We start from the raw sequence: 21,247 nt of genomic DNA, 5'->3' as shown, positions 1-21,247 counted from the left end.
CGCGTCACGCGCCCTGACCGGATGCGGTGACACGAGCGTGCGCGAGCTGTTGTTGCCGGTATTCCTCGATGGTCAAGGTCTGCAACCGCGAGCTGTCGCCGGTCTTGTTGTCCACGAACCCGACCGCGGCGACGTACGGTTCGATGACGTGGATCTTCTGCAACGGCGTCACGATCAGCAGTTGCAGGCCCAATCGCCGGAACAGGCCGAGCGCGAACCGGGTCGACTCGTCGGAACCGCGGCCGAACGCCTCGTCGATGACGACGAACCGGAACGTCTTCGACTTGGTCACTCCCCAGTCGAGCTTGAACTGGTAGGCCAGCGATGCCGCGAGGATCGTGTAGGCGAGTTTCTCCTTCTGACCGCCGGATTTCCCGCCCGAGTCGGTGTAGTTCTCGTGTTCGGTGTCATCGGCACGCCATCGCTCGGACGCGGAGAACGTGAACCAGTTGCGCACGTCGGTGACCCGGCGGGTCCACTGCCGATCCGGTTCGGTCTGCCCCTCGCGCCCGCGGAACCGCTCGATCAGGGACTTCACCTGGAGGAACTTCTGCTCCGAGTACTGGCTGGAGTCGTCGCCGCTGAGCGATCCGCTGGTGCACTCCCGAAGATCCCTGCGGAAGTCGCGGATTTCGACGTTCACGGTGGGATGCGGCTCGAGCCGGATGAATCGGCCGGGGTTGTAATCGATGTCGACCAGGGAGTCGTTGATCGTTTCGATCCGCTGCTTGATCAGCTCGGCGTGCTTGGTCAGCTGCGAGTGGAAGCCCGCGATGTCGCGGATGGTGTTGGTGTTGAGGTAGGTCTTGAACTCGGCCTCGAACCGGGGCAGATCGTCGGACGCGATCCGCTCGTGCAGCGCGCGGTATTCGCCCGCGGACTGCACCGAGTTGTCGAACTCCTCGGTCTCCAGCGGGTACGCCTTGCGGAAGTCGCTCATCTTGCCGACCACCCGGGCCGCGACCTTGTTCTGCCTGCCGGTGAGCCGATCGATCTCCGCGGTGATCTCGTCGTTCACTTCGACGCGGCACGTGTCGCAGTCTTCCGGGGTGGTGAGACTTCTGGAGCCGATGCGCTTGTCCACGAGCGGAAACGACGCTCGCGCGGATTCGGCCGCCGGCCCGTCCAGCGTCATCTTCGTGTCGCGTAGCTGCTTCTCCGCGGCTTCTCGCTGCCCTCCGAGGTTCCCGAGTTCCTTCTGCGCCGTCTCCTTCGCCTCTTCCGTCGCCTTGATCTGCTTGCCGGCGGCTTCCAGCTCGACAGTCAGGCGTTTCAGCTCGTCCGACTGCTGTTCCAGCCGTCCCTTCTCGTCGGCGAGTTCCGCGATGCGGTTCACCGACGCCTGCCAGTCGATGTCGGCGAACCCGCCGAACTGCTCCAGCATGGTCAACGTGGTGGCGAGTTTGCCCTTGGCGCCCAGCTCGGCTTTGACCTGTTGCGTGCGGCCGTCCAGGCCACGCAGCTGAAGCTGAAGGCGATTCGCCTGGTCGAGCAGCGCGTCGATTTTGGCTTGGTTGTCCCAGCCCAGCACGTAGTGGCGGCGGTCGTCGATCCGGCGGGCGTCGTCCTTCTCGTGCCTGCCGCGAGCACCCTTGACCTGCCCGGCCTGGGTGACGGCCTTCGCGGCCCGCCGGAAGTCGGCCATCGTGTCCACGCAGTCGTAGTCGGCGCGGTGGGTCAGCTCACGATCCAGCCATGCCGAAAACGGCGAGTCCTTGATCTCCAGTTTGGTGACCAGGGACCGCTCGGACAGCGGCGGGGACGGGGTCTGCCCCAGCCGTTCGGGCACCCGGTAGTAGACGAGCTTGATGCCGAGGTGCCGTTCGTTGATCCACTCGGAAACCGCGTCGTAGTGCTCGCTCGCGACCAGCATCGACAACCCGAAGCTGCGGAGCAGCCGCTCGGCGGCGCCTTCCCACGCGGCGCAGCCGGCGCGGACCTGGATGAGCTCGCCGGCGAAGGGCAGCTCGGCGGAATCGACCCCCAGCGCGGCGCAGAGCGACTCCCGTACGTCCAGGCTGCGTTTGGGAATGTTGCTGCGCCGCTCCCGCACGCTCAGCAGCTCCGCGTTGAGTTCCGCGGCGTCGGTGGCGAGGTCGCGGCGTTCGACGGTGAGATCCGTCAGCTGGTTCTGCAGCTCGGCCTGTTCCTGGTCGAGCGAACCCTGCTTCTCGGCCACCGCACGCCGCCGCGCGGCGAACTGCGCGGGGTCGGCGACCGCGGGGAGGCCGGCCGCGGCCAAGAGCGTTCGATACCGGGCGTCCTGTTCCTTCCGCCGGTCACGTTCCTTTTCCTCGGCACCGATCTCGGCTTCGAGCTGGCTGATCCGGTCACCACCGCAGCCCGCGCGCTGGATCTCGAGATCGCGCTCTTTCCGACGCAGCCGGTCCAACTCGGCCTTGGCGCCCGCGAGGGCGGTTTGGTGCTCGATGATCTCGACGGCGAGTGCGCTCAGCCGTTCACCGAGCAACGTCGCCTTGCGGTCCGCGCAGTAGAACCGCAGAGCTTCCCGCGCGGCCTTGCCGGCCGTGATCCGCGCGCCGAGCTCGTCATGGGTGTCGCATTCGGCGAGCAGCGGTTCCAGCAACGTGAGCTGAGTGCGTGCTTTGAGCACGGCTTCGTGCGCCTTGGTCAGATCTTCGAAGTGGTCGACCAGCCGGTTGGTCCAGTCGACGGCGTCGAACGGCTCCAGCATGTGGGAGCGGACGAAATCGTTCAGGTTACCGACCGACTTCATCGAAACGGTCTGGTGGAACAGCTCCATCGCCTGTTCGGACTCGATGCCCAGCCGCCGGCAGAAGTCCTTGCTGTAGGCGGGAAAATGGTCGTGTACGCGGACCTCCTGCTTGCGCAGCCTGCGCTTGAGCGCCGCGATGTCCCCGCCGAAGCCGGCGAAGTCGCCCGCGATCGTCAAGTCCCGGTCGGCGGTCGCGTAGAACCGGTCCGGCTGACCGACGGACGCGTCGCGGAACCAGAACACCTGCGCCAGGGTGACGGTCGAGTCGTAGCCGCGGTTGGTGAAGGAACCGAGGATGACCGAGAACGACCGGCGGTCCCGCAGCCCGACCGGTCGGGAGGCCCCGGTCGCTTCGTTGCGTTCGGACTTGTAGTAGCCGAGAACGTACGAGCGGAGGTGCCGCTCCTTCGCCTCGGCTCCCGCCGCCTTGTTGTAGGAGATGCGATGTGCGGGCAGGAGCAAGGTGGTGATCGCGTCGACGATGGTGGATTTGCCGGAGCCGATGTCGCCGGTCAGCAGGCTGTTGCGCCCTTCGGGGTGAAACGTCCACACCCGCTGGTCGAAGGTGCCCCAGTTGTAGACCTCCAGGCGCTCCAGCCGGTAGCCGGCGAGCTCGGCGCTCTCGGTGTCGAGCCCGGCGGCGCTGAACAGGCCACTCATCAGTCCTGCTCCTCTCCGCCGCCGAGCTGGCCGGCGTACTCGGCGAGCCGCTGGTCGAACTCGGCCAGCCACTGCCCGTCCACGAAGGCCTTGAGGATGCGGCGCACCTCGTACGCGGCCTCCTGCCCGGTGATTCGCCGCAGGAAGCCGAGTTCGACGATCTTGCCGAGCTGGGTGTCGATCTGGTCGACCAGCCGTGCCTCGTTGCTGCTTTCGGGCAGGAACATGCGCACCATCTCGACGAGCTGCTCCCGGGTGAGGATCAGCCGGGTGTCGGCGCCGGACGCGTCGAACTCCGCGAGTTTCTTCCGCAGCAGGGCCAGCAGGAGGCTCACGTGGAAGGACAGCGCGCGCCGCGGGATCAACCGGGGCAGTTTCCCGGCTTCCTCCTCGTCGTCCGGCTTCGATCGAAGGAAGGCGTAACCCTCTGCTTCGTCGACGACGACGGTCAGGCCCATCACACCGACGTAGTCACGCACCTGGGCCTGCAGCGGCAGCAGGTGGCGCCACGCTTTTTCGTGGCTGTCCGCGTAGACCACCCCCTTCATCAGGTGTGTGACGACCAGTGGCAGGTCGAGCTCGTCTCGGCGCAACGATGTGGACACGCCGCCCATGCTAAAGGCGCCCACCGACAGAATCGCGCTCACCGGTCGTGCGGGCGTAGGTCACCCTGGGGATGGTCGCGACCCTTTCCACGCCGGTGTCGTCGGTCCAGCGCACCTGCTCACGGGTCGTTTCGTCGAAGACGACCTGGAAGGCCGGATCGCCGAGGGAGAGGTAGCCGACCAGTTCGGCCATCCCCTGTTCGAGTGGCTGCCGCACCAGCACCTCACTGAGCCCGACCTGGGTACGTTCGTGCAGTTCGCGGCGCACGATGTCGCACAACCGCTCCTGGTCCACGTAAACCTGTTCGAACAGGGCGGACGCATCGACGTCCTCCTCGGCGGCGGTGATGCCCGCACTGTCGAGCGGGACCTTCTCCTTCGGCGTGTAGAGCGGACGTTCCATCGGCAACGCGAGCAGCGGCGCGGTGCCGTCGAGCTCGCAGGTGAGCGCCGGCGGGGGCTGCTCGCGGAGCTTGAGCGCGGACGACTCGATGTTGTGCAGGATGTCCATCACGCGGCGGTTCTCCAGCCACACCTGGTCGTCGAGGAACCGCCGCAGCTGTTCCGACAGCAGCCGTACCGTCGCCTGAGTGCGCTCGGCGGCATCGAGCCAGTCGTAGTGGATGTGCCGCATGCGCGGGTCGGGTTCGCCGACGGCGTCCAGGGACTGCACCTTCTCGAGCAGGCCGGTGAGCTCGTTCTGCCGTTCGTGCGAAAGGAGGAAGTCGTAGAACGCCTGGAAGCTGCGTCCCTGGTCCGAGTCGGCGATGGTCGTCCGGTTGCCGATCACGTCGTCGAGCAGCTGTCCCTTGCTGCCCTCCCAACCCGCGATGCGGGCCCGCAGTTCCCGGTCGAGCCCGCGGAAGTTGGCCTCGACCTCGCGGAAGTCGGCCAGCAGCTCACGTGCTGTCGCGGCGAACTGCTGATAGCGGTCCCGCTGAGCCGAGTCGTCGAGGACGGTGAAGTCCCCACCGGCGACCCGGTTGATCTCGACGTCGATCTCGGTGCGACGCCGGTGCAGCTCGGCCAGCCGGACATCGGGATCGGTCTCGGCCCCGAACGCCATCTGGCGCAACAGCTCGAAGATCGTGTTCAGGCGCGACTCGGTACCGACGAAGGACCGCGCCCGAAGCGAATCGACCCAGGTCAGGGCCTTTTCCACGGCCGGGGTCGCATCGAAGTGCACCTCATCGGAACCGGCCGGGTAGTACTTGCGCAGCCAGCCGTTCGCCGGTGCCGCCCAATCGTCCAGGTAGGCCTTGGCCGCCTTGGGGAAAGTTCCCTCGCCGAGCCGCTCGTTGAGCGCGTACAGCTCGTCGTCCAGCCGGCCGGCCAGCTCGGTGGCCGAGATCGACCGGAGGTTGTCGTCGACGAAGACCTTCCGGAGGAAGCCGAGCACGAGCGGCGCGTTGTCGGCGCGCAACAACCGCCACGCCGGATCGTTGCGGCGCAGGAAGTCGAGTTCGTCGAAGTCCATCGATTCTCGGTGTTCACGCAGCTCGTGGAAATGTCAACACGAAGATTAGCCCAGGTGCGACCGTCGATGGGTACCGCCTGGGCGAGGCGAGTGCCAGGCGGGCCCGGGTGGTGTCTTGAATGACTCATTCCTGGCGTCGGAGGTCTTGAATGAGTCATTCAAGACGCTGCCGGAGCTGCCGCGCAGGGTGTGTCGGCCGAACCCTGCCCGCGCCGAACGTTATCTTGTCCCTCATGCAGAGGGTCACCACGCTCGATATCGATCCTGACGAGCTCGAAGCAGTGGTGGGCAGCACTTTCTACGACCGCGGCCTCGACTACGTGCGGCGAAACAGGGTTCTTCGCAGCCGATGGAGTGCCCAGGACAATGCGCTGCACGGAAAGGTGCTGGGCCGGGGCGAGGTCTACGAGACGTCGGCCTACTTCGAGTCCGTCGACGGGTTGCCCTACGGGTTCGAGCACGGCGATTGCAGCTGCCCGGTCGGCTTCAACTGCAAACACGTCGCGGCACTGGTATTGACGTACATCGTGGTTGACCGGCCGCCGGTCACGCCAGGCCGGCGGCAGGCGCTGGTCAGCAGTGCGCGCCCGGCGGACAAGCCTCCGAGCTGGGAGCAGTCTCTCGGAACCCTGCTCGAATCGCCTCCTGACCGCGCGACGCACCGCCAGGAAGCCATCCCGCTGGCGATCGAGCTGTCGCTGTCACCGCACGCAGGCACGCCGACGCTGTCCGCCCGGCTGGTGCAGCCCGGCCGGGTGGGCTGGGTCGGCGGCAACCTGGCCTGGAGCAAGCTGGGTACGCTGACGTACCAGGGCTACCGCGCCGACCAGTTGCGGGTGCTCAACGAGCTCTACGCGGTCTACCGGTCACATGATCAGAACTCGGGCTACTACTACTCGGATGTGAAGTCGATCGACCTGTCCGGCTACCGGAGCAGTCGGCTCTGGCCGCTCCTCGACGAAGCGGACGCTGTCGGAATCCGTCTGGTACACGCGAAGAAGGCGCTCGGCGACCTGCCGCCGTACACAGCCGCCGAGCTGCGCCTGGACGTGACCGAAGACGCCCGGCCCGGATCGCTCGCGGTGACCCCGGCGCTGACCGTGGCGGGGAGCACCGACGTCGTCCCGGTGCGGTTCATCGGCGCGAACGGCCACGGTCTCGTCTGCGCCGAGCGGGCGGATGTCGAGGCAACCGACGATCCCGGCCTCTGGCGCATCCGGCTCGCCCGGCTGGCGATTCCCGCCGCGCCCCAGCTGCAACGCATGATCCTGGCTGAGGAGTGCCTGAAGATCCCCGCGGGCCAGACCTCCCGTTTCCGGGACGAGTACTACCCGAGACTGCGGCACATCGCCCCGGTCGTCTCGTCCGACGGAGCCTTCGTGCCACCGGAAATCTCCGCTCCGACGTTGACGCTGAACGCGTCCTATCGCGACGGTCACGCGCTGGAGCTCGGCTGGGAGTGGGCGTACCAGGTCGGTGAGTCCCAGGTACGAGCGCCGCTCACGCCCGCCCGGCCGGAGGACGGCTTCCGCGACCCCGAGCGGGAACGCGCCATTCTCGCCGGACTCGACTTCCCGGCGGAGCAACTCGGCCTGGCACCGGTCGATCCGGCCGCGCCGGGTGGCGTCCTCCGCGGCATCGACACGATGCGGTTCACCACCGAGCTGCTGCCCCTGCTGACCGACCTGCCCGACGTCGCGGTCGAGGTCAGCGGCAGCCCCGCCGACTATCGCGAGGCCGGCGACTCGCTGGCCGTCAGCATTTCGACCGATGACATCGCGGGCGAGACGGACTGGTTCGACCTCGGCATCACGATCAGCGTCGAGGGCAAGGACGTCCCGTTCGCCTCGGTTTTCGCGGCATTGGCCACCGGTCAGTCACACCTGCTGCTCGACAGCGGTGCGTACTTCTCCCTCGAGAAGCCGGAGCTGCAGACGCTCCGCCACCTGATCGAGGAAGCCCGCGCCCTGCAGGACCAGGTCGGCGACTCGCTGCGGATCAGCCGCTACCAGGTCGGCCTCTGGGACGAGCTGGCCGCGCTCGGGGTGGTCGGCCGCCAGGCCAAGGCGTGGAAACGCCAGCTGGCCGCCCTGCGCTCGATCGACGGCGATGAGCGGGTGAAGCCGCCGGCGACCCTCGACGCGGAGCTGCGCCCGTACCAGCTGGAAGGCTTCCAATGGCTGGCGTTCCTCTGGAAGTTCCAGCTCGGCGGCATCCTCGCCGACGACATGGGCCTGGGCAAGACCCTGCAGTCCCTCGCCCTCATCTGTCATGCGAAGCGGGCCGACCGGAATCTGGCTCCCTTCGTCATCATCGCCCCGACCAGCGTGGTCTCGAACTGGGCAGCCGAGTCCGCCAGGTTCGCGCCCAAACTGTCCGTGGTGACGGTCGGCGACACCATGCGGCGGCGCGGAAGCACCCTGGCGGAAACGATCGCGGGCGCCGACGTCGTCGTCACCTCACACACGCTCTTCCGGCTCGACTTCGACGAGTACGCCGAGCTTTCGTGGTCGGGCCTCATCATGGACGAAGCCCAGTTCGCCAAGAACCACCAGTCGAAGATCTACCAGTGCGCACGGCGGCTCGCGACGCCGTTCAAGCTCGCCATCACCGGAACGCCGATGGAGAACAACCTGATGGAGCTGTGGTCGCTGCTGTCGATCACCGCGCCCGGACTGTTCCCCAACCCGGCCCGGTTCGCGGAGTACTACGCCCGCCCGATCGAAAAGCAGGACGATGCCGACCTGCTCGCCCAGTTCCGCCGGCGGATCAAGCCGCTGGTCAAGCGCCGCACGAAAGAACAGGTCGCCGCGGACCTGCCGGCGAAGCAGGAACAGGTCCTCGAAGTAGATCTCGCACCACGGCACCGCAAGATCTACCAGACCCATCTGCAGCGTGAGCGGCAGAAAGTGCTCGGCCTGATCGACGACCTGAACCGGAACCGCTTCACCATCCTGCGTTCGCTGACCTTGCTGCGCCAGCTCAGCCTGCATCCCGGACTGATCGACGAAGAGCACGCCGGCATCCCCAGCGCGAAGATCGACGCCCTGCTCGAACAAATGCGGGAAGTCGTCGACGGCGGGCATCGTGCCCTGGTGTTCAGCCAGTTCACCGGCTTCCTCGACGTCGTGCGCCGGAACCTGGAGAACGCCGGTGTCGAATACTGCTACCTCGACGGCAAGACCCGGAACCGCGCGGCGGTGGTGAAGAAGTTCAGGGGCGGCACCGCACCGGTGTTCCTGATCAGCCTCAAAGCGGGCGGCTTCGGGCTCAACCTCACCGAGGCCGACTACGTCTTCCTCCTTGACCCGTGGTGGAACCCGGCGACCGAGGCCCAGGCCGTCGACCGGACGCACCGGATCGGCCAGACCCGCAACGTCATGGTCTACCGGCTGATCGCCAAGGGCACCATCGAAGAGAAGGTGATGGAGCTCAAAGCCCGCAAGGCCGCGCTGTTCGCCGGGGTGATGGACGAGGGCAACGCCTTCGGCAGCGCTCTGGACGCTGACGACATCCGAGGCCTGTTCGGCTGAGCCGTCGGCCCTCTTCACGGCGGCGGAGTGGCAGGCACGTACCGTGTCGGCCTGTGGCTGGTACTTCTCGCATCGCGGACGCGCCCCTCGTCGACGTGATCGCCGCCGTCCTGGCCGAACGCGGGCCGATGACCGAGGAACAGCTCGTCTCCGTTCTGCGCGAGCGCGGGGTGCCGCTGGACGACGAACCGGACGACGACCTGATCGACGCGTTGGACGAAGGCGACAGGTTGCTGACGACGCTTCGCGACGACCGGTGGGCGTCCGTGCCCGCGCTGCTGGCCGGCCGGGTGTTCACGCACCGGCTGACCGCGCTCGAGGCCGAGCACGGCCTCCTCGGTCTCGAACCCGATCTGACCCTGGTCGAGACGCTGGTCCGGCGCGCCGGGCACCAGCGGCTGACGGACGGCTCACCGGTCGTTCCCGTGTTTCCCGAGGTCCACGACGAGGCCCTGGCCGAGCGAGGTATCCCGCCGGAGGCGATCGCCGACGGCGGGGCCCTGCTGCTCCCGCCCGGTTGTCTCCGCGACCGGGGGCTGTCCGAGGGCGACGTCGTCGCGGTGCGGGTCACCGACGACGGGCTACGCCTGGAGGCGGCTTCCAGCGAGGCGACACCGGCCGACCGGCTGGCCGCGTTGTCCCGCGCGCTGAAGGACGAGCTGGCCGTCGTCCCCGGCGGGCCGATCGTGCTGCATGAGGCACTCTCGATGGCGTGCGCGAGCGACCCGGCATTGTTCACTGAGCCGCTGCCGCCGTTGAGTGAGGCCCTGATCGCCTGCGGGCTGCAGTACGAAGCCGAATGGCTCGCCCCGGCGGCGTTCGATTTCCAGCAGTGGCGGACGGGCAGCCGTGGTGGGGCGATCGCGCGCCGACATCACCTCGACGAGGAGGCGGAATTCGCGGTTCTGGCGATCCTCGAGTAGTACGAGAGGGTTGCCGAGCTGCACGAGGCGGCTTCCGAAGCGTACGAAGAGGGCGGCGACGAGGCGCTCGCCGCAATCGCGGACGCACCCGCCGATGGCGTCGTCACCGGCGGGTTCGGCCCGGCTCTCCCGCTACTGGCCGAGGCGCCGGTCGCCGAGGCGGTCCTCGCGGAGATCCCGGCCGACACGGCGGCCGCGGCGGCACTGGGACTGTTCGCCGAGTCGCTCGAGCCGATGGCACCGCGTGCGGCCCGGCCGGCGTTGCGGTGGTTGCGAGGCAAAGCCCACGAGCGGCTGGGTGACGTGGCCGCAGCCGAAGCTGCTTACGAGGCCGCCGAGTCGATGGATCCGCAGTGGGCGCTGGCGCTGTACGCACTGGCCCGGTTCGCGGGTGATCGCGGCGACGTCGCCCGCGGACTGGCCCTGCTGCGCCGGGCCGGTGCTCCGCCGGACGACGTCCTGGCCGAGCTCTTCGTGCGGTTCGAGGCTGCGCCCCGCACCGACGTCGGCCGCAACGATCCGTGCTGGTGCGGGTCCGGCCGCAAGTACAAGAAATGCCACCTCAACCGCGAAACACTGTCGCTCGACGAGCGTGCCGGATGGCTGTACCAGAAGGCTGGTCTGTTCCTGGCCGACGGTCCCTGGCGCATCGGAATGATGGAGGCCGCGCAGGCGCGAGCGGAGTTCTCCGACAGTCCCTTCGCCCTGCTCGAGGCGCTGGAGGATCCGCTGACCGCGGACGCGGTCCTCTTCGAGGGGGGCGCCTTCGCCGAGTTCGTGGCCACTCGGGGCGTGTTGCTGCCCGAGGACGAGCGGCTACTGGCCGGGCAGTGGCTGCTCGTCGAGCGGTCGGTGTTCGAGATCGAGCAGGTCCGTCCCGGTGAGGGCTGCACGGTCCGTGACGTCCGAACGGGTGACGTCCACCAGGTCACCGAGCGGACGGGCAGCCGGCAGCTCAAACCGGGCGCGCTGATCTGCGCCCGCGTCGTGCCGGTGGGCGAAACCGAGCAGATCTTCGGCGGCATCGAACCGGTCGCCCTGCACCAGCGCGACGAGCTCATCGCACTCCTGGACTCCGCACCCGATCCGGAAACCCTGATTTCGTTCTTGAGCAGGCGGTTCGCGCCGCCCGTGCTGCAGAACACCGAGGGCGATCCACTGGTGCTCTGCGAGGTGACCCTGCGGACCGACGACCCGGCTGTACTGGCCGCCGAACTGGACGAGACGTACGAGCGCGACGGCGACACGTGGCACGAGCACATCACCGTCGACGGTATGGAACGTATTCGGGCCACCCTCCGCCTCGACGGCCACGACCTGATCGTGAGCGCCAACAGCGAAGCCCGCACCGACCGCGTGCTCGCCATCCTCCACACGCTCGACCCGACGCTCACGGTTGTCGCCGAATCCCGCGAATCCGCGCAGGACGCGGCCCGCCGTCCGGCTCCTGCTCCGGCGGAGGCTCCTGTCACTTCTCCGGAGGCTGCCGAGGTCCTGGCCAAGTTCGTCCGCGACTACGAGCGGAAGTGGCTCGACGAGTCCATCCCGGCCCTGTCCGGCCACACGCCTCGCCAGGCTGCCGCGGATCCCACCCGCAGGGGAGACCTGATCAGGCTTCTCGACTCCTTCCCGGACACCCACGGCAACCCGGGCGTCATGGACCGTGATCGCCTACGCGTCGCTCTCGGCCTCGAGTAACAGCTCGGATCGGCCCTCGGCGCAGACGTTCCGGCTTCCGCGGCGGCGCATGACGGATCGGTGTGCCGAGTCGACTCAACGCCGGCGGTGACTGAACCCGTCAGGATGTCGTCGCTTCGTGAAAACTGACCCCCGGGAGTCCTCCGAAAGTTGACCCCTCTGAGGTAGGAGGGTGCTGAACGTGGAGGACTGGGCGGAGATCCGCCGGTTGCATCGGGCCGAGGGCGTGCCGATCAAGGAGATCGCCCGGCGGCTGGGGATCGCGCGGAACACGGTCCGGGCGGCGTTGAGATCGGACGGGCCGCCGTCGTATGAGCGGGCGGCGCGGGGGTCGGTGGCGGATGCGTTCGAGCCGCGGATCCGGGCGTTGCTGGCCGAATGGCCGCGGATGCCGGGTCCGGTGATAGCGCAGAAGATCGGCTGGCCGCATTCGATGTCGCCGTTGAAGAAGAAGCTGGCCGCGTTGCGGCCGGAATATGCCGGGATCGACCCGGTCGATCGGGTGGCGTATGAGCCCGGGCAGGTCACCCAGTGTGACTTGTGGTTTCCCGAGCCACGGATCCCGGTCGCCGCGGGTCAGGAAAGGATGCTGCCGGTGCTGGTGATGACGTTGTGCTTCTCGCGGTTCCTGACCGCGACGATGATCCCGTCGCGGCAGGCCGGGGACATCCTGTCGGGCATGTGGCAGCTGATCAACGGGATCGGCCGGGTCACCAAGCAACTGGTCTGGGACCGGGAGTCCGCGATCGGCGGGACCGGGCGGGTCAGCGTCCCGGCCGCGGCGTTCGCCGGCACCCTGGCCACGAAGATCGTGCTCGCGCCGCCGCGGGACCCGGAGTTCAAGGGCATGGTCGAGCGGAACAACCAATTCCTGGAGACCTCGTTCCTGCCTGGCCGCGTTTTTCACCTCACCCGCGGACTTCAACACCCAGCTGGATGCGTGGCTGGCCCAGGCGAACAACCGGACCGTCCGGTCGATCCAGGGTCGCCCGGTGGAGCTGCTGGAGACCGACTACCAGGCGATGTTGCCGCTGCCGCCGGTTGCCCCGCCGATCGGGCTGAACCAGCGGGTGAGGTTCACCCTGAACGGTGGACAGGGGCTTACGAAGGTTCAGGCAGCCGTGGGGAGTGACTGCTCGAAGGTGTCGGGACTGAGCATCCCGATCGAGGAGTGCCGCCGCACACTGTTGTAGAACTTCACCCAATTGTCAATTGCAGCAACGAGTTCCGTCTTCGTGGCGTAGACGTGCCGGTAGTATTCCTCGTTTTTGAACGTCGACCAGAACGACTCCGCCGGACTGTTGTCCCAGCAGACCCCGGTCGCGCCCATCGACCGACGCAACCCATACCGCAAACACGCCTGCGCCGTCAGATGCGCCGTGAACTCGCCGCCGCGGTCGGAATGCAGAATCGTGCCACGACACCGGCCGCCACGTGCAGCCACCGCGGCGTCGATGGCGTCAGTGACCATCCTGGCACCAATATGGTCAGAGATGCTGTAGCCCAGCACTTTCCGGGAGTGCCCGTCCCGGATCGCGCACAAGAACATCTCGCCCTCACCACACGCCAGGTACGTGACGTCGGTGAACCAGACCGCATCAGGCCGGCCCCGGTCGGGGTCACGTTCGACCAGGTCCGGCGGGAACGACGCGGACGGATCGGCCACCGTCGTCTTGACCTTGAACGTGCGTGGGCTGATGCCCTCCAGCCCGATCGAAGCCATGATCTTGGCAACTGTTTTCGCCGTGACCACCTCACCCCCCTGACGCAGCTCGGCGGTGATCCGCGGCGAACCGTAGGTTCCGCGGGAGTCCTGGTGGGCCTCGATGATCTTCACCTCGAGGTCGGCTCGGCGTTGCTGCCGCGGCGTCAGCACCGTCGCCGCCACGCGTTTGGCGTGTGCGTAGTAACCCGAGGTCGACACGCCCAGCAACCGCGCCATCCGCCGGACCGAGAACTGCGTGCGCTGCGGCGAGGAGGTGCCGGTCTCGGCGATGGTGTCGGGGCCGGCGTACTTGGCCATCAGAGCGAACCGGGCCGGTTCTTCTGCATCGCGGCAAAGTACGCCGAAGCTTTTACCAGGAACGCGTTGTCCTTCTCCAGCTCGGTGACCTGCCCGCGCAGCCGCAGCAGCTCGGCCCGCTCGGCGGCCTCCAGGGGTTTGTCCCCGTGGGACTCGGCCGCGGTGATCCGGCGTCGTTCGTCTTTGACCCAGACACTGAGCATGCCCGGATCGATACCCAGCTCGCGGGCGACCTCAGCGATCGTGCGGCCGGAGTCGATCACGCGGTGAGCAGCCTCGACCTTGTACTCCGCCGGGTACGACCGGCGCTTGCGAGGAGGCATGAGGACATCCTTTCAGCAGGACAGCTGGTCCTACTAACTCGGTGTCCACTACCCGGGGTGAACGTCAAACAGCGGAGAGTGCGGAGATCGAGGCATCAATGGCCCGGCGTCTATCGATGGGCATGGCGCTAATCGTCTCAACTGTTCGGTGTTCGGTCAAGCACGAACATCGAACGGCAGTGTCATTGCTTCTTGAACGAATACCACTGGGCGACTTCAAGGGTGACCCGCGCCGTCTGATGGAGTGCTACTACGACGCACCCTGCACACGATCACCAGCTGACAGGTCTCCGCATCCGCGTCGAGTCCGCGATCAGCCTCATCCACGCTCTGCGCGATGTGAGTCTCGACTGGGCGCGACATGCGACTGCGATCGATGGCACGGTCCAGCCGAAGAGGATGCCTCCGGCCGGGTAAGACCGTCATCTGGTTGACAGCCGGGAGACCACCCCGGTCGTGTCGGCTTCAGAACCGTCAGTGGTCGTCTCTAGAGTGGCGGGGGTGACCCTGACCGTTTCCACACCGACAGCCAACTACGGCGAGATTTTCACTCGCCGCTGGGTCGTCGACGTTCTGCTCGATATCACCGGCTACACCGCCGATCGGGACCTTTGCTCGTTGCATCTGCTCGAACCGTCGTGCGGATCCGGGGCGTTCCTCGGCCCGGCGGTCGAACGCCTGATCTCCTCGGCGCTAGCCCAAGGCCGGGACTTCGCGCTGCTCGGCGACGCCGTCCGCGCGTATGACCTGCAGCCGGAGCACGTCAAGACCGCTCGCCGGATTTGCCGCGACTTGCTCGCTGCCGCAGGTGCGCCCGAAGACACGGCCACCACGCTTGCGAAGAGCTGGGTGCGTCATCAGGACTTCCTGCTGCCTGGCGTCGACGACCTGGCCGCCGACGTCGCCATTGGTAACCCTCCGTACATCCGTTACGACGACCTCGACGCCAGCACGGCGGCCGAGTACCGCCGCGCTTGGACAACCATGAAGGGCCGCGGCGACATCTACGTTGGTTTCTACGAGCGATGCCTCGGGATGCTGAAACCCGGTGGCAGAGTCGGCTTCATCTGCGCCGACCGCTGGATGCGGAACCAGTACGGCGTGGTTTTGCGCGACCTGGTGTCCTCCCAGTATTCGGTCCAGCACGTCTGGACCATGCACGATGTCGACGCGTTCGAGTCCGCCGTCTCTGCTTACCCGGCGATTACTGTGCTAGCCAATCAACCGCAGGGCACGTCGGTCGTCGCGGACACCACCGCCGCGTTCGGCGAGTCCTCAGCACAGGCGCTGGCCAAGTGGTCGCGCGACGAATCGCTGACGCTCTTCACTGACCTTGGTGTTCGCGCCCACCGCCTCCCGCACTGGTTTCCGGCTGGCGAGATGTGGCCCACGGGTTCGCCGGCACGCCTCGCTCTGATCGAGCGTCTCAACGACGGCTTCGCCTCACTGCACGACGAGGCCACCGGTACTCGTGTCTCCATCGGAATCGCCACTGGTGCTGACAAGGCCTATGTCACTAAGGACGCTGACGCGGCGGAGCCGGGTCGAATGCTGCCGCTCTCGATGCGCCGAGACCTGATGTCGGGCTCGTTCGAGTGGCAGGGCAACTACCTGGTGAATCCGTGGGACGCTGACGGCAACCTCGTCGATCTTGCCGACTATCCGCGCCTCACCGCCCACCTGAGCGCGCACCCGGCGATCAAAGATCGATTCGTCGCGAAAAAGAACCCCGATCGTTGGCATCGCACCATCGACAAAGTGAATGCCTCGATCATCGACAGGCCGAAGCTGTTGCTGCAGGACATGAAGGCGCATATCCACCCGGTGCTGGAGCCAGGTGGCCACTACCCTCACCACAACCTCTATTACGTCGTCTCGGAGACGTGGGACATGGAAGTCCTAGGCGGGATCCTGCTGTCCCGGATTGCGCAGGCCTTCATCGAGGCATACTGCGTGCGGATGCGCGGCGGAACCCTGCGGTTCCAGGCTCAGTACCTGAAGAAGATCCGCGTGCCCGCGCCAACCGCGATCTCCAGCGAACTCGCCGATGAGCTGCGCCGCGCCTTCCGAACGCGCGATGTCGAAGCTGCGACCTCTGCCGCGGCACGAGCTTACGGAATCGACATCCTGGAGTACGAGCTGACCGATACGGTGCCTAACCATGACGCGTGATGTCGAACCACTCCTGGTCAACTGGTGGAGAGCGAAAAACGAAGCCGTCGTCCGGCTCGCCGCCGACGGCAGGTCGGACACCGGCGCGCAGGCGCGCGACGCGCGGCACATGCAGAGCATCGCGATGTTCGTCAGGCAGATGTTCGTGGACGCAGGACTCGCCGAGTCGGACGTCAGCGTGGACAGCATCATCCCGGGCTACTACCGCCGCTCGAAGAACTGGGACGTGGTAGCAAAGCATAAGGGCCACCTGGTGGGCGTCGTAGAGCTGAAGTCGCAGGCGTCGAGTCCGGGCAACAACGCAAACAACCGCATCGAAGAAGCGATCGGCAGCGCCGTCGACGCGAAGGCTGTACAGGAATTGACGGGAGCGTTCGGCAATCTCGGGGTCTGGGCCGCGTGGTGCATGACGTTCAACCGAGACGCGGAGAGCGGTGACCCCATTCGATTGATGCCTGCGCAGAAGGCGAAGATCCGTTTCCCCCTCGACGACCCCGCGTTCCAGATCATGACATATGCGAGCCAGTACGCCATCGCGATTGAGCGGCTCATCTCACAGAAGGTCTATGACGCGGGGTGGATGCTAATCACCTGGGTCAACGACGATGGCACCATCGGCCACGCCGAGCCGATCCGGACCGCGACAGCCGAGACGCTGGCAACCCAGATCGAGGCGCGGGTCAAGTTCGCGATGCAAGCCCTGAGTGACGAGTAGCCGGTTTGACTGAACCGATGTCCAACCCCGCGAGATCGGCGATGGTGCGCGGGTTCGTCTTCCGGCCAGGCGAAACGCAGAGCACTCCCTGGTGAGGATCATGAACTGCTGCTCGCCTGGGCGTCCCCGACGATGCCAAGCGAGTCGTCAACATCGATGCCTTGGGGGAAGGCTCGCAGGCCGATGCCCGCGTTGGAAAGTTCGACCTCCGTCTCGTCCACAACGCCAGCCAGTGCTTGCGGAGCTTGGACGAGCTGGGCGAGATCCTCACCGAGTTGGGCGCTACCGACAGCAGCAGGGTCGAAGCTCTCCGTCGTGTCATGCAGACCTTCGTCCACTGGGGTCGACATCACCGGCCGGGAACCACTGCACCCACGTTCATCCCTGGCGACATGGATGTGGCAACCCAACGCTTCGCAGCCGCGTCACCAAGCCCTCCTGCGGAGCGAAAGGGTCATACGCTGGCTGACTTGGTGCCCCCGGCAGGATTCGAACCTGCGACACCCGCTTTAGGAGAGCGGTGCTCTATCCCCTGAGCTACGAGGGCCTGCTTCAGCCGACGCAAGCTTAGCTTGACCGGACGGTGTACGAGTGCGGGGGCACGGATGGCGTAGCCCGACTCTCGTCGTCACCCAGGTGAGTGGTTCTCACCGTCCTCCCACCTCGCGGATACACCCTGGCGCACCGCCGACCGGACCTGACCTGGACGGACGAGCGCCTCACCTGGTCGTGTCTGGTTTCGAACTGCTGAACAACAGTAGGTAACCTTCGTTAACGGGACGCGGGGAGCCGCCTCCTACTGGCTGTTGCGGAGGGCTTCGTTGATCAAGCTCATGTTCGCCGACGACGAGGAACTGGTGCGCTCGGGGCTGCGCGCGATGATGTCCGGGGCCCAGGACATCGAGATCGTGGGCGAGGCGAGCGACGGCAGATCCGCGGTGGAGGTCGCCCGGCGGTATCACCCCGATGTGGCCCTGCTCGACATCAAGATGCGGGCTCCTGACGACGGCATTCGGGCGTTGAGGGCCATCCTCGCCCTGCCCGATCCGCCCACCGTGGCCATGCTGACCACCTTCGACATCGACGAATACGTCAGCCTCGCGCTGCGGCTCGGGGCCAACGGCTTCCTGCTCAAGGACATCGACCCCGCCGCGCTGCTGCGGGCCGTACGGGATCTGAGCCGGGGTGGGGCCGTGCTGGATCCGGGTGTTGCCGCGCGGATGGTTCAGTCTCACCGGGACGAACAACGTGCTGCTCAGCCCGCCCGGAAGCTGCTCGCGTCGCTGTCCGAACGGGAACGGGAGGTCGTCGCTCTGATTGGCCAGGGCCTGTCCAATGCCGAGATCGGCGGGCGGCTTCACCTCTCCGAAGCCACCGTCAAGGGGTACGTCTCCGCTGTGCTCTCCAAGATCGGTGCGGCGAACCGGGTGCAGGCCGCGCTGCTGGCCTACCGCGGTGGACTTCTCGACCAATAGATGCTGCTCACGGCGCTGGAGTTCGTCGGGCTCGTCGCCTTCGCCGCGTCCGGCGCGCTCGCCGCGGTGCGGGCGCGGCTCGATGTCTTCGGTGTCGTCGTGGTCGGGCTCACCACCGCTCTCGGCGGTGGTGTCATCCGGGACGTCCTGCTCGGCATCCATCCGCCCACGACGCTGCGGAACTGGCCCTACCTCGCCGTCTGTGCCGGGACCGCGCTGGCCGTCTTCGTCTTCCACCCGCAGGTCGCGCGGCTGCGGCGAGGCGTTCTCCTTGCGGATGCGCTCGGGCTCGGCGTCTTCGCCACCGCCGGGACGACCATCGCGCTCAACGCCGGTGCCACCGTCTACGCCGCGTGTCTGATCGGGATGACGACCGGCATCGGGGGCGGGGCCGTGCGCGATCTGCTGCTCCGGGAAATCCCGCTCGTCCTGCGGAAGGAGATCTACGCCGTGGCCGCGCTGGCCGGCTCGGTGCTCGTCGCCGTTGGTCACTCTGTGCAACTTCCGGAGGGGCCGGTGACCGTTGTCGCGGCCGCTGTCGTCGTCAGTGTGCGGATGGTCGCGCTCTGGAGGCACTGGAACGCGCCGGTCGCGCGCGGTCCGGAGTGAGAAATCCTTTGTGAGTTCTGCGTGTGTTCTTAGGCGGGTCTCAGCACGCTGCGTAAAACTAGCGCCATGCGCATCCTTGTGGTGGACGACGACCGCGCCGTCCGTGAGTCGCTCCGGCGGTCCCTGGAGTTCAACGGCTACCAGGTCCAGCTGGCCAGTGACGGTGCGCAGGCCCTGGAGGCGATCATCGCCGACCGGCCCGACGCGATGGTGCTGGACGTCATGATGCCCCGGCTCGACGGCCTGGAGGTCGCTCGCCGCCTGCGCAGCACCGGTGACGATCTGCCGATCCTCGTGCTGACCGCGCGCGACACCGTCTCCGACCGGGTGTCCGGGCTGGACGCCGGCGCCGACGACTACCTGCCGAAGCCGTTCGCGCTCGAGGAGCTGCTCGCCCGGCTGCGGGCGCTGCTGCGCCGCGCCATCCCGGAGGGTCCGAACGGCCAGGCCTCGGAAGCGCTGGCCTTCGCGGACCTGACCCTCGACCCGGGCACGCGGGAGGTCCGCCGCGGTGGTCGCGAGATCAGCCTGACCCGGACCGAATTCGCCCTGCTGGAACTGTTCCTTTCCTACCCGAAGCACGTCCTCACGCGTGGCCGGATCCTGGAGGAAGTATGGGGTTACGACTTCCCGACGTCGGGCAACGCGCTGGAGGTCTACGTCGGCTATCTGCGCCGCAAGACGGAGGCCGAGGGGGAGCCGAGGCTGATCCACACGGTGCGGGGAGTGGGGTACGTCCTGAGGGAAACCCCGCCGTGACCGAACCGGGCGATCCCCGCGGCACGCGCTGGGGAGCCCGCCGGTTCTCGCTGCGCGGCCGGGTGACGCTGCTCGCCGCCGCCTGCGTCGCCGGTGCCGTCGCGCTGGTGTCGATCGGCGCGTACATGGTCGTGCGCAGCAACCTCTACCAGCAGCTCGACGACAGCCTGCTGGCCCGCGCGCAGGCCGCGGCCAACTCGCCGCAGGTGCAGACCGAGCTGCGGCAGGTCCCGGGCGCCTTCCTGGCCAGCGCCGACCTGCAGATCGGGCAGCTCAACGCGGCGCCCGACGTCCAGCACGCCGTGATGACCTACCCGCTGTCGAGTTCGCCGCCGCCGTTCGGGCCGGACGAGCTGGCCGTCGCGAACGGCGATTCGGCGGAGTCGCTGCGGACGGACTTCCGGTCCGACAGCCGCGTGGTCGCCCTGCCGACCGGGCACGGTGAGGCCATCGTGCTGGCCCAGTCGATGGGCCCGACCAAGCGGACGCTGAACGAGCTCGCGCTGGTGCTCTTCCTGATCGGCGGCGCCGGCATCCTGGTCGCCGCCGCGGCGGGCACCGCGGTGGCCCGCACCGGCTTGCGCCCGGTCGACCGGCTGACGTCGGCCGCCGAGCGTGTCGCCAAGACCGGCGACCTGCGGCCCATCCCGGTCAGCGGCGACGACGAACTCGCGCGCCTCACCCAGACGTTCAACACGATGCTCGGCACGGTCGCGGACTCGCAGGAACGCCAGCGCCAGCTGGTCGCGGACGCCGGCCACGAGCTCCGGACGCCGCTGACGTCGCTGCGCACCAACCTCGAGCTGCTGCTCGCCGCGAGCAAGCCGGGCGCGCCGCCGCTGCCGGACGAGGACCGCATCGACATCGTCGCCGACATCAGTGGCCAGCTCGACGAGCTGACGCAGCTCATCGGCGACCTGGTCGAGCTCGCGCGCCAGGACGAGCCGCGCGAGCGCTTCGAGCGCGTCGAGCTGCTGGAGGTCGTCGAGCGGGCGCTCGACCGGGCGCGGCGGCGGGCGGGTGAGATCAACTTCGACGTCTCGCTGCAGCCGTGGGTGCTCACCGGTGACAACAGCTCGCTCGAGCGCGCGGTGCTGAACCTGCTCGACAACGCGGTGAAGTTCTCGCCGCCCGATGCGACGGTGTGGGTGCGGCTGTACCCGCTCGGCGACGGTACCGCTGTGGTCGAGATCGCCGACGGCGGGCCGGGCATCGCCGAAGAGGACCTGCCCAAGGTGTTCGACCGCTTCTACCGCTCGTCGGAGGCGCGGACGCTGCCGGGCTCGGGTCTCGGGCTGGCGATCGTGAAGCACGCGGCCGAGCGGCACGGCGGGGCCGTGTACGCCTCGCGGGCGCCCGAGGGCGGCGCGTTGATGACGATCCGGCTGCCGGGGGCACCCGGCTGAACCGTTGGCGGCACGCTGCCGCCAGACTTGCGGTTCGCCGCGCTCGTGGCGTCGGCGGCGTCCTGTTCGTCTCGGGGCCGAGACCACACATGCTGCCGTCGCCATGACCTGGTGTTTCGAAGTTCACCCTCT

The 21,247-nt window shown here is 67.5% G+C and carries 15 protein-coding genes, 1 tRNA gene and 1 pseudogene; 10 read left to right on the top strand and 7 right to left on the bottom strand.

Annotated features, from left to right (window positions below):
* Positions 1-4 precede the first annotated feature (4 nt).
* From ACLJQF_RS18865 to ACLJQF_RS18855, 3 genes are read right to left on the bottom strand one after another with little or no spacing between them, the layout of a single operon-like run.
* Complete coding sequence (locus tag ACLJQF_RS18865) at positions 5-3,397, bottom strand: ATP-binding protein (RefSeq protein WP_410610266.1); 3,393 nt, start codon at positions 3,395-3,397, stop codon at positions 5-7.
* Entirely contained in the window at positions 3,397-4,002 is a 606-nt protein-coding gene (locus ACLJQF_RS18860) for a DUF4194 domain-containing protein (protein ID WP_410610264.1), read from the bottom strand. The genes ACLJQF_RS18865 and ACLJQF_RS18860 overlap by 1 nt, the downstream gene beginning before the upstream one ends.
* 10 nt (positions 4,003-4,012) lie before the next feature.
* Positions 4,013-5,479 carry a DUF3375 domain-containing protein gene (locus ACLJQF_RS18855; protein WP_410610262.1) on the bottom strand — a complete coding sequence of 489 codons (1,467 nt, stop codon included), beginning with the start codon at positions 5,477-5,479 and terminating at the stop codon, positions 4,013-4,015.
* Between the two features lie 233 nt (positions 5,480-5,712).
* Here ACLJQF_RS18855 and ACLJQF_RS18850 point away from each other — a divergent pair, with 233 nt between their 5' ends.
* The 4 genes and pseudogenes from ACLJQF_RS18850 to istA form a co-directional block, all read left to right on the top strand.
* Complete coding sequence (locus ACLJQF_RS18850; protein ID WP_410610260.1) at positions 5,713-9,012, top strand: SNF2-related protein; 3,300 nt, start codon at positions 5,713-5,715, stop codon at positions 9,010-9,012.
* A gap of 53 nt (positions 9,013-9,065) precedes the next feature.
* On the top strand, positions 9,066-9,935 hold the full coding sequence (locus ACLJQF_RS18845) for a hypothetical protein (RefSeq protein ID WP_410610259.1): 870 nt from the start codon (positions 9,066-9,068) through the stop codon (positions 9,933-9,935).
* Between the two features lie 234 nt (positions 9,936-10,169).
* A complete protein-coding gene (locus ACLJQF_RS18840; protein ID WP_410610257.1) occupies positions 10,170-11,633 on the top strand; it encodes a YecA family protein in 1,464 nt (487 codons plus the stop codon).
* A gap of 172 nt (positions 11,634-11,805) precedes the next feature.
* Positions 11,806-12,709: pseudogene (istA, locus tag ACLJQF_RS18835) on the top strand (IS21 family transposase); the annotation flags it as partial.
* 35 nt (positions 12,710-12,744) lie between these two features.
* Here the strand turns inward: istA and ACLJQF_RS18830 are convergent.
* On the bottom strand, positions 12,745-13,656 hold the full coding sequence (locus ACLJQF_RS18830) for an IS3 family transposase (protein ID WP_410610255.1): 912 nt from the start codon (positions 13,654-13,656) through the stop codon (positions 12,745-12,747).
* The gene (locus ACLJQF_RS18825; RefSeq protein WP_410610254.1) at positions 13,656-13,979 is read right to left on the bottom strand and encodes a transposase; all 324 of its coding nucleotides are present in this window, start codon (positions 13,977-13,979) and stop codon (positions 13,656-13,658) included. The genes ACLJQF_RS18830 and ACLJQF_RS18825 overlap by 1 nt, the downstream gene beginning before the upstream one ends.
* A gap of 501 nt (positions 13,980-14,480) precedes the next feature.
* On the opposite strand from ACLJQF_RS18825, the gene ACLJQF_RS18820 reads away from it, so the two are divergent.
* Positions 14,481-16,151, top strand: a complete 1,671-nt coding sequence (locus ACLJQF_RS18820) for an Eco57I restriction-modification methylase domain-containing protein (protein WP_410610253.1) — start codon at positions 14,481-14,483, stop codon at positions 16,149-16,151.
* Positions 16,141-16,866, top strand: a complete 726-nt coding sequence (locus tag ACLJQF_RS18815) for a PaeR7I family type II restriction endonuclease (protein ID WP_410610252.1) — start codon at positions 16,141-16,143, stop codon at positions 16,864-16,866. The genes ACLJQF_RS18820 and ACLJQF_RS18815 overlap by 11 nt, the downstream gene beginning before the upstream one ends.
* A gap of 98 nt (positions 16,867-16,964) precedes the next feature.
* Here the strand turns inward: ACLJQF_RS18815 and ACLJQF_RS18810 are convergent, their stop codons facing one another.
* Positions 16,965-17,204: a hypothetical protein gene (locus ACLJQF_RS18810; protein ID WP_410610250.1), complete on the bottom strand. Its 240-nt coding sequence runs from the start codon at positions 17,202-17,204 to the stop codon at positions 16,965-16,967.
* 133 nt (positions 17,205-17,337) lie between these two features.
* Positions 17,338-17,413 (bottom strand) — tRNA-Arg (locus ACLJQF_RS18805).
* 274 nt (positions 17,414-17,687) lie between these two features.
* Here ACLJQF_RS18805 and ACLJQF_RS18800 point away from each other — a divergent pair.
* From ACLJQF_RS18800 to ACLJQF_RS18785, 4 genes are all read left to right on the top strand, one after another.
* Positions 17,688-18,341, top strand: coding sequence for a response regulator (locus ACLJQF_RS18800; protein WP_013230063.1), 654 nt, complete (start codon positions 17,688-17,690; stop codon positions 18,339-18,341).
* Positions 18,342-18,950 carry a trimeric intracellular cation channel family protein gene (locus tag ACLJQF_RS18795; protein WP_410610248.1) on the top strand — a complete coding sequence of 203 codons (609 nt, stop codon included), beginning with the start codon at positions 18,342-18,344 and terminating at the stop codon, positions 18,948-18,950. It abuts the gene before it with no gap.
* Between the two features lie 66 nt (positions 18,951-19,016).
* Positions 19,017-19,709, top strand: a complete 693-nt coding sequence (locus tag ACLJQF_RS18790; protein WP_410610246.1) for a response regulator transcription factor — start codon at positions 19,017-19,019, stop codon at positions 19,707-19,709.
* Positions 19,706-21,115, top strand: a complete 1,410-nt coding sequence (locus tag ACLJQF_RS18785) for an ATP-binding protein (protein ID WP_410610245.1) — start codon at positions 19,706-19,708, stop codon at positions 21,113-21,115. Before ACLJQF_RS18790 ends, ACLJQF_RS18785 begins: the two co-directional genes overlap by 4 nt.
* The last annotated feature ends 132 nt before the right edge of the window (positions 21,116-21,247 follow it).

This window comes from Amycolatopsis sp. lyj-109 (assembly GCF_046548995.1).
Classification (GTDB): Bacteria; Actinomycetota; Actinomycetes; order Mycobacteriales; family Pseudonocardiaceae; genus Amycolatopsis.
The sequence above is the reverse complement of the archived record's forward strand: the minus strand, read 5'-3'. Positions and strand labels throughout refer to the sequence as shown.

What these genes read in the sequence shown, in the direction of transcription:
- ACLJQF_RS18865 (WP_410610266.1), bottom strand. Translation starts at nt 3,397, where the DNA reads ATGAGTGGCCTGTTCAGCGCCGCCGGGCTCGACACCGAGAGCGCCGAG.
- ACLJQF_RS18855 (WP_410610262.1), bottom strand. Translation starts at nt 5,479, where the DNA reads ATGGACTTCGACGAACTCGACTTCCTGCGCCGCAACGATCCGGCGTGG.
- ACLJQF_RS18850 (WP_410610260.1), top strand. Translation starts at nt 5,713, where the DNA reads ATGCAGAGGGTCACCACGCTCGATATCGATCCTGACGAGCTCGAAGCA.
- ACLJQF_RS18840 (WP_410610257.1), top strand. Translation starts at nt 10,170, where the DNA reads ATGGCACCGCGTGCGGCCCGGCCGGCGTTGCGGTGGTTGCGAGGCAAA.
- ACLJQF_RS18830 (WP_410610255.1), bottom strand. Translation starts at nt 13,656, where the DNA reads ATGGCCAAGTACGCCGGCCCCGACACCATCGCCGAGACCGGCACCTCC.
- ACLJQF_RS18825 (WP_410610254.1), bottom strand. Translation starts at nt 13,979, where the DNA reads ATGCCTCCTCGCAAGCGCCGGTCGTACCCGGCGGAGTACAAGGTCGAG.
- ACLJQF_RS18815 (WP_410610252.1), top strand. Translation starts at nt 16,141, where the DNA reads ATGACGCGTGATGTCGAACCACTCCTGGTCAACTGGTGGAGAGCGAAA.
- ACLJQF_RS18795 (WP_410610248.1), top strand. Translation starts at nt 18,342, where the DNA reads ATGCTGCTCACGGCGCTGGAGTTCGTCGGGCTCGTCGCCTTCGCCGCG.
- ACLJQF_RS18790 (WP_410610246.1), top strand. Translation starts at nt 19,017, where the DNA reads ATGCGCATCCTTGTGGTGGACGACGACCGCGCCGTCCGTGAGTCGCTC.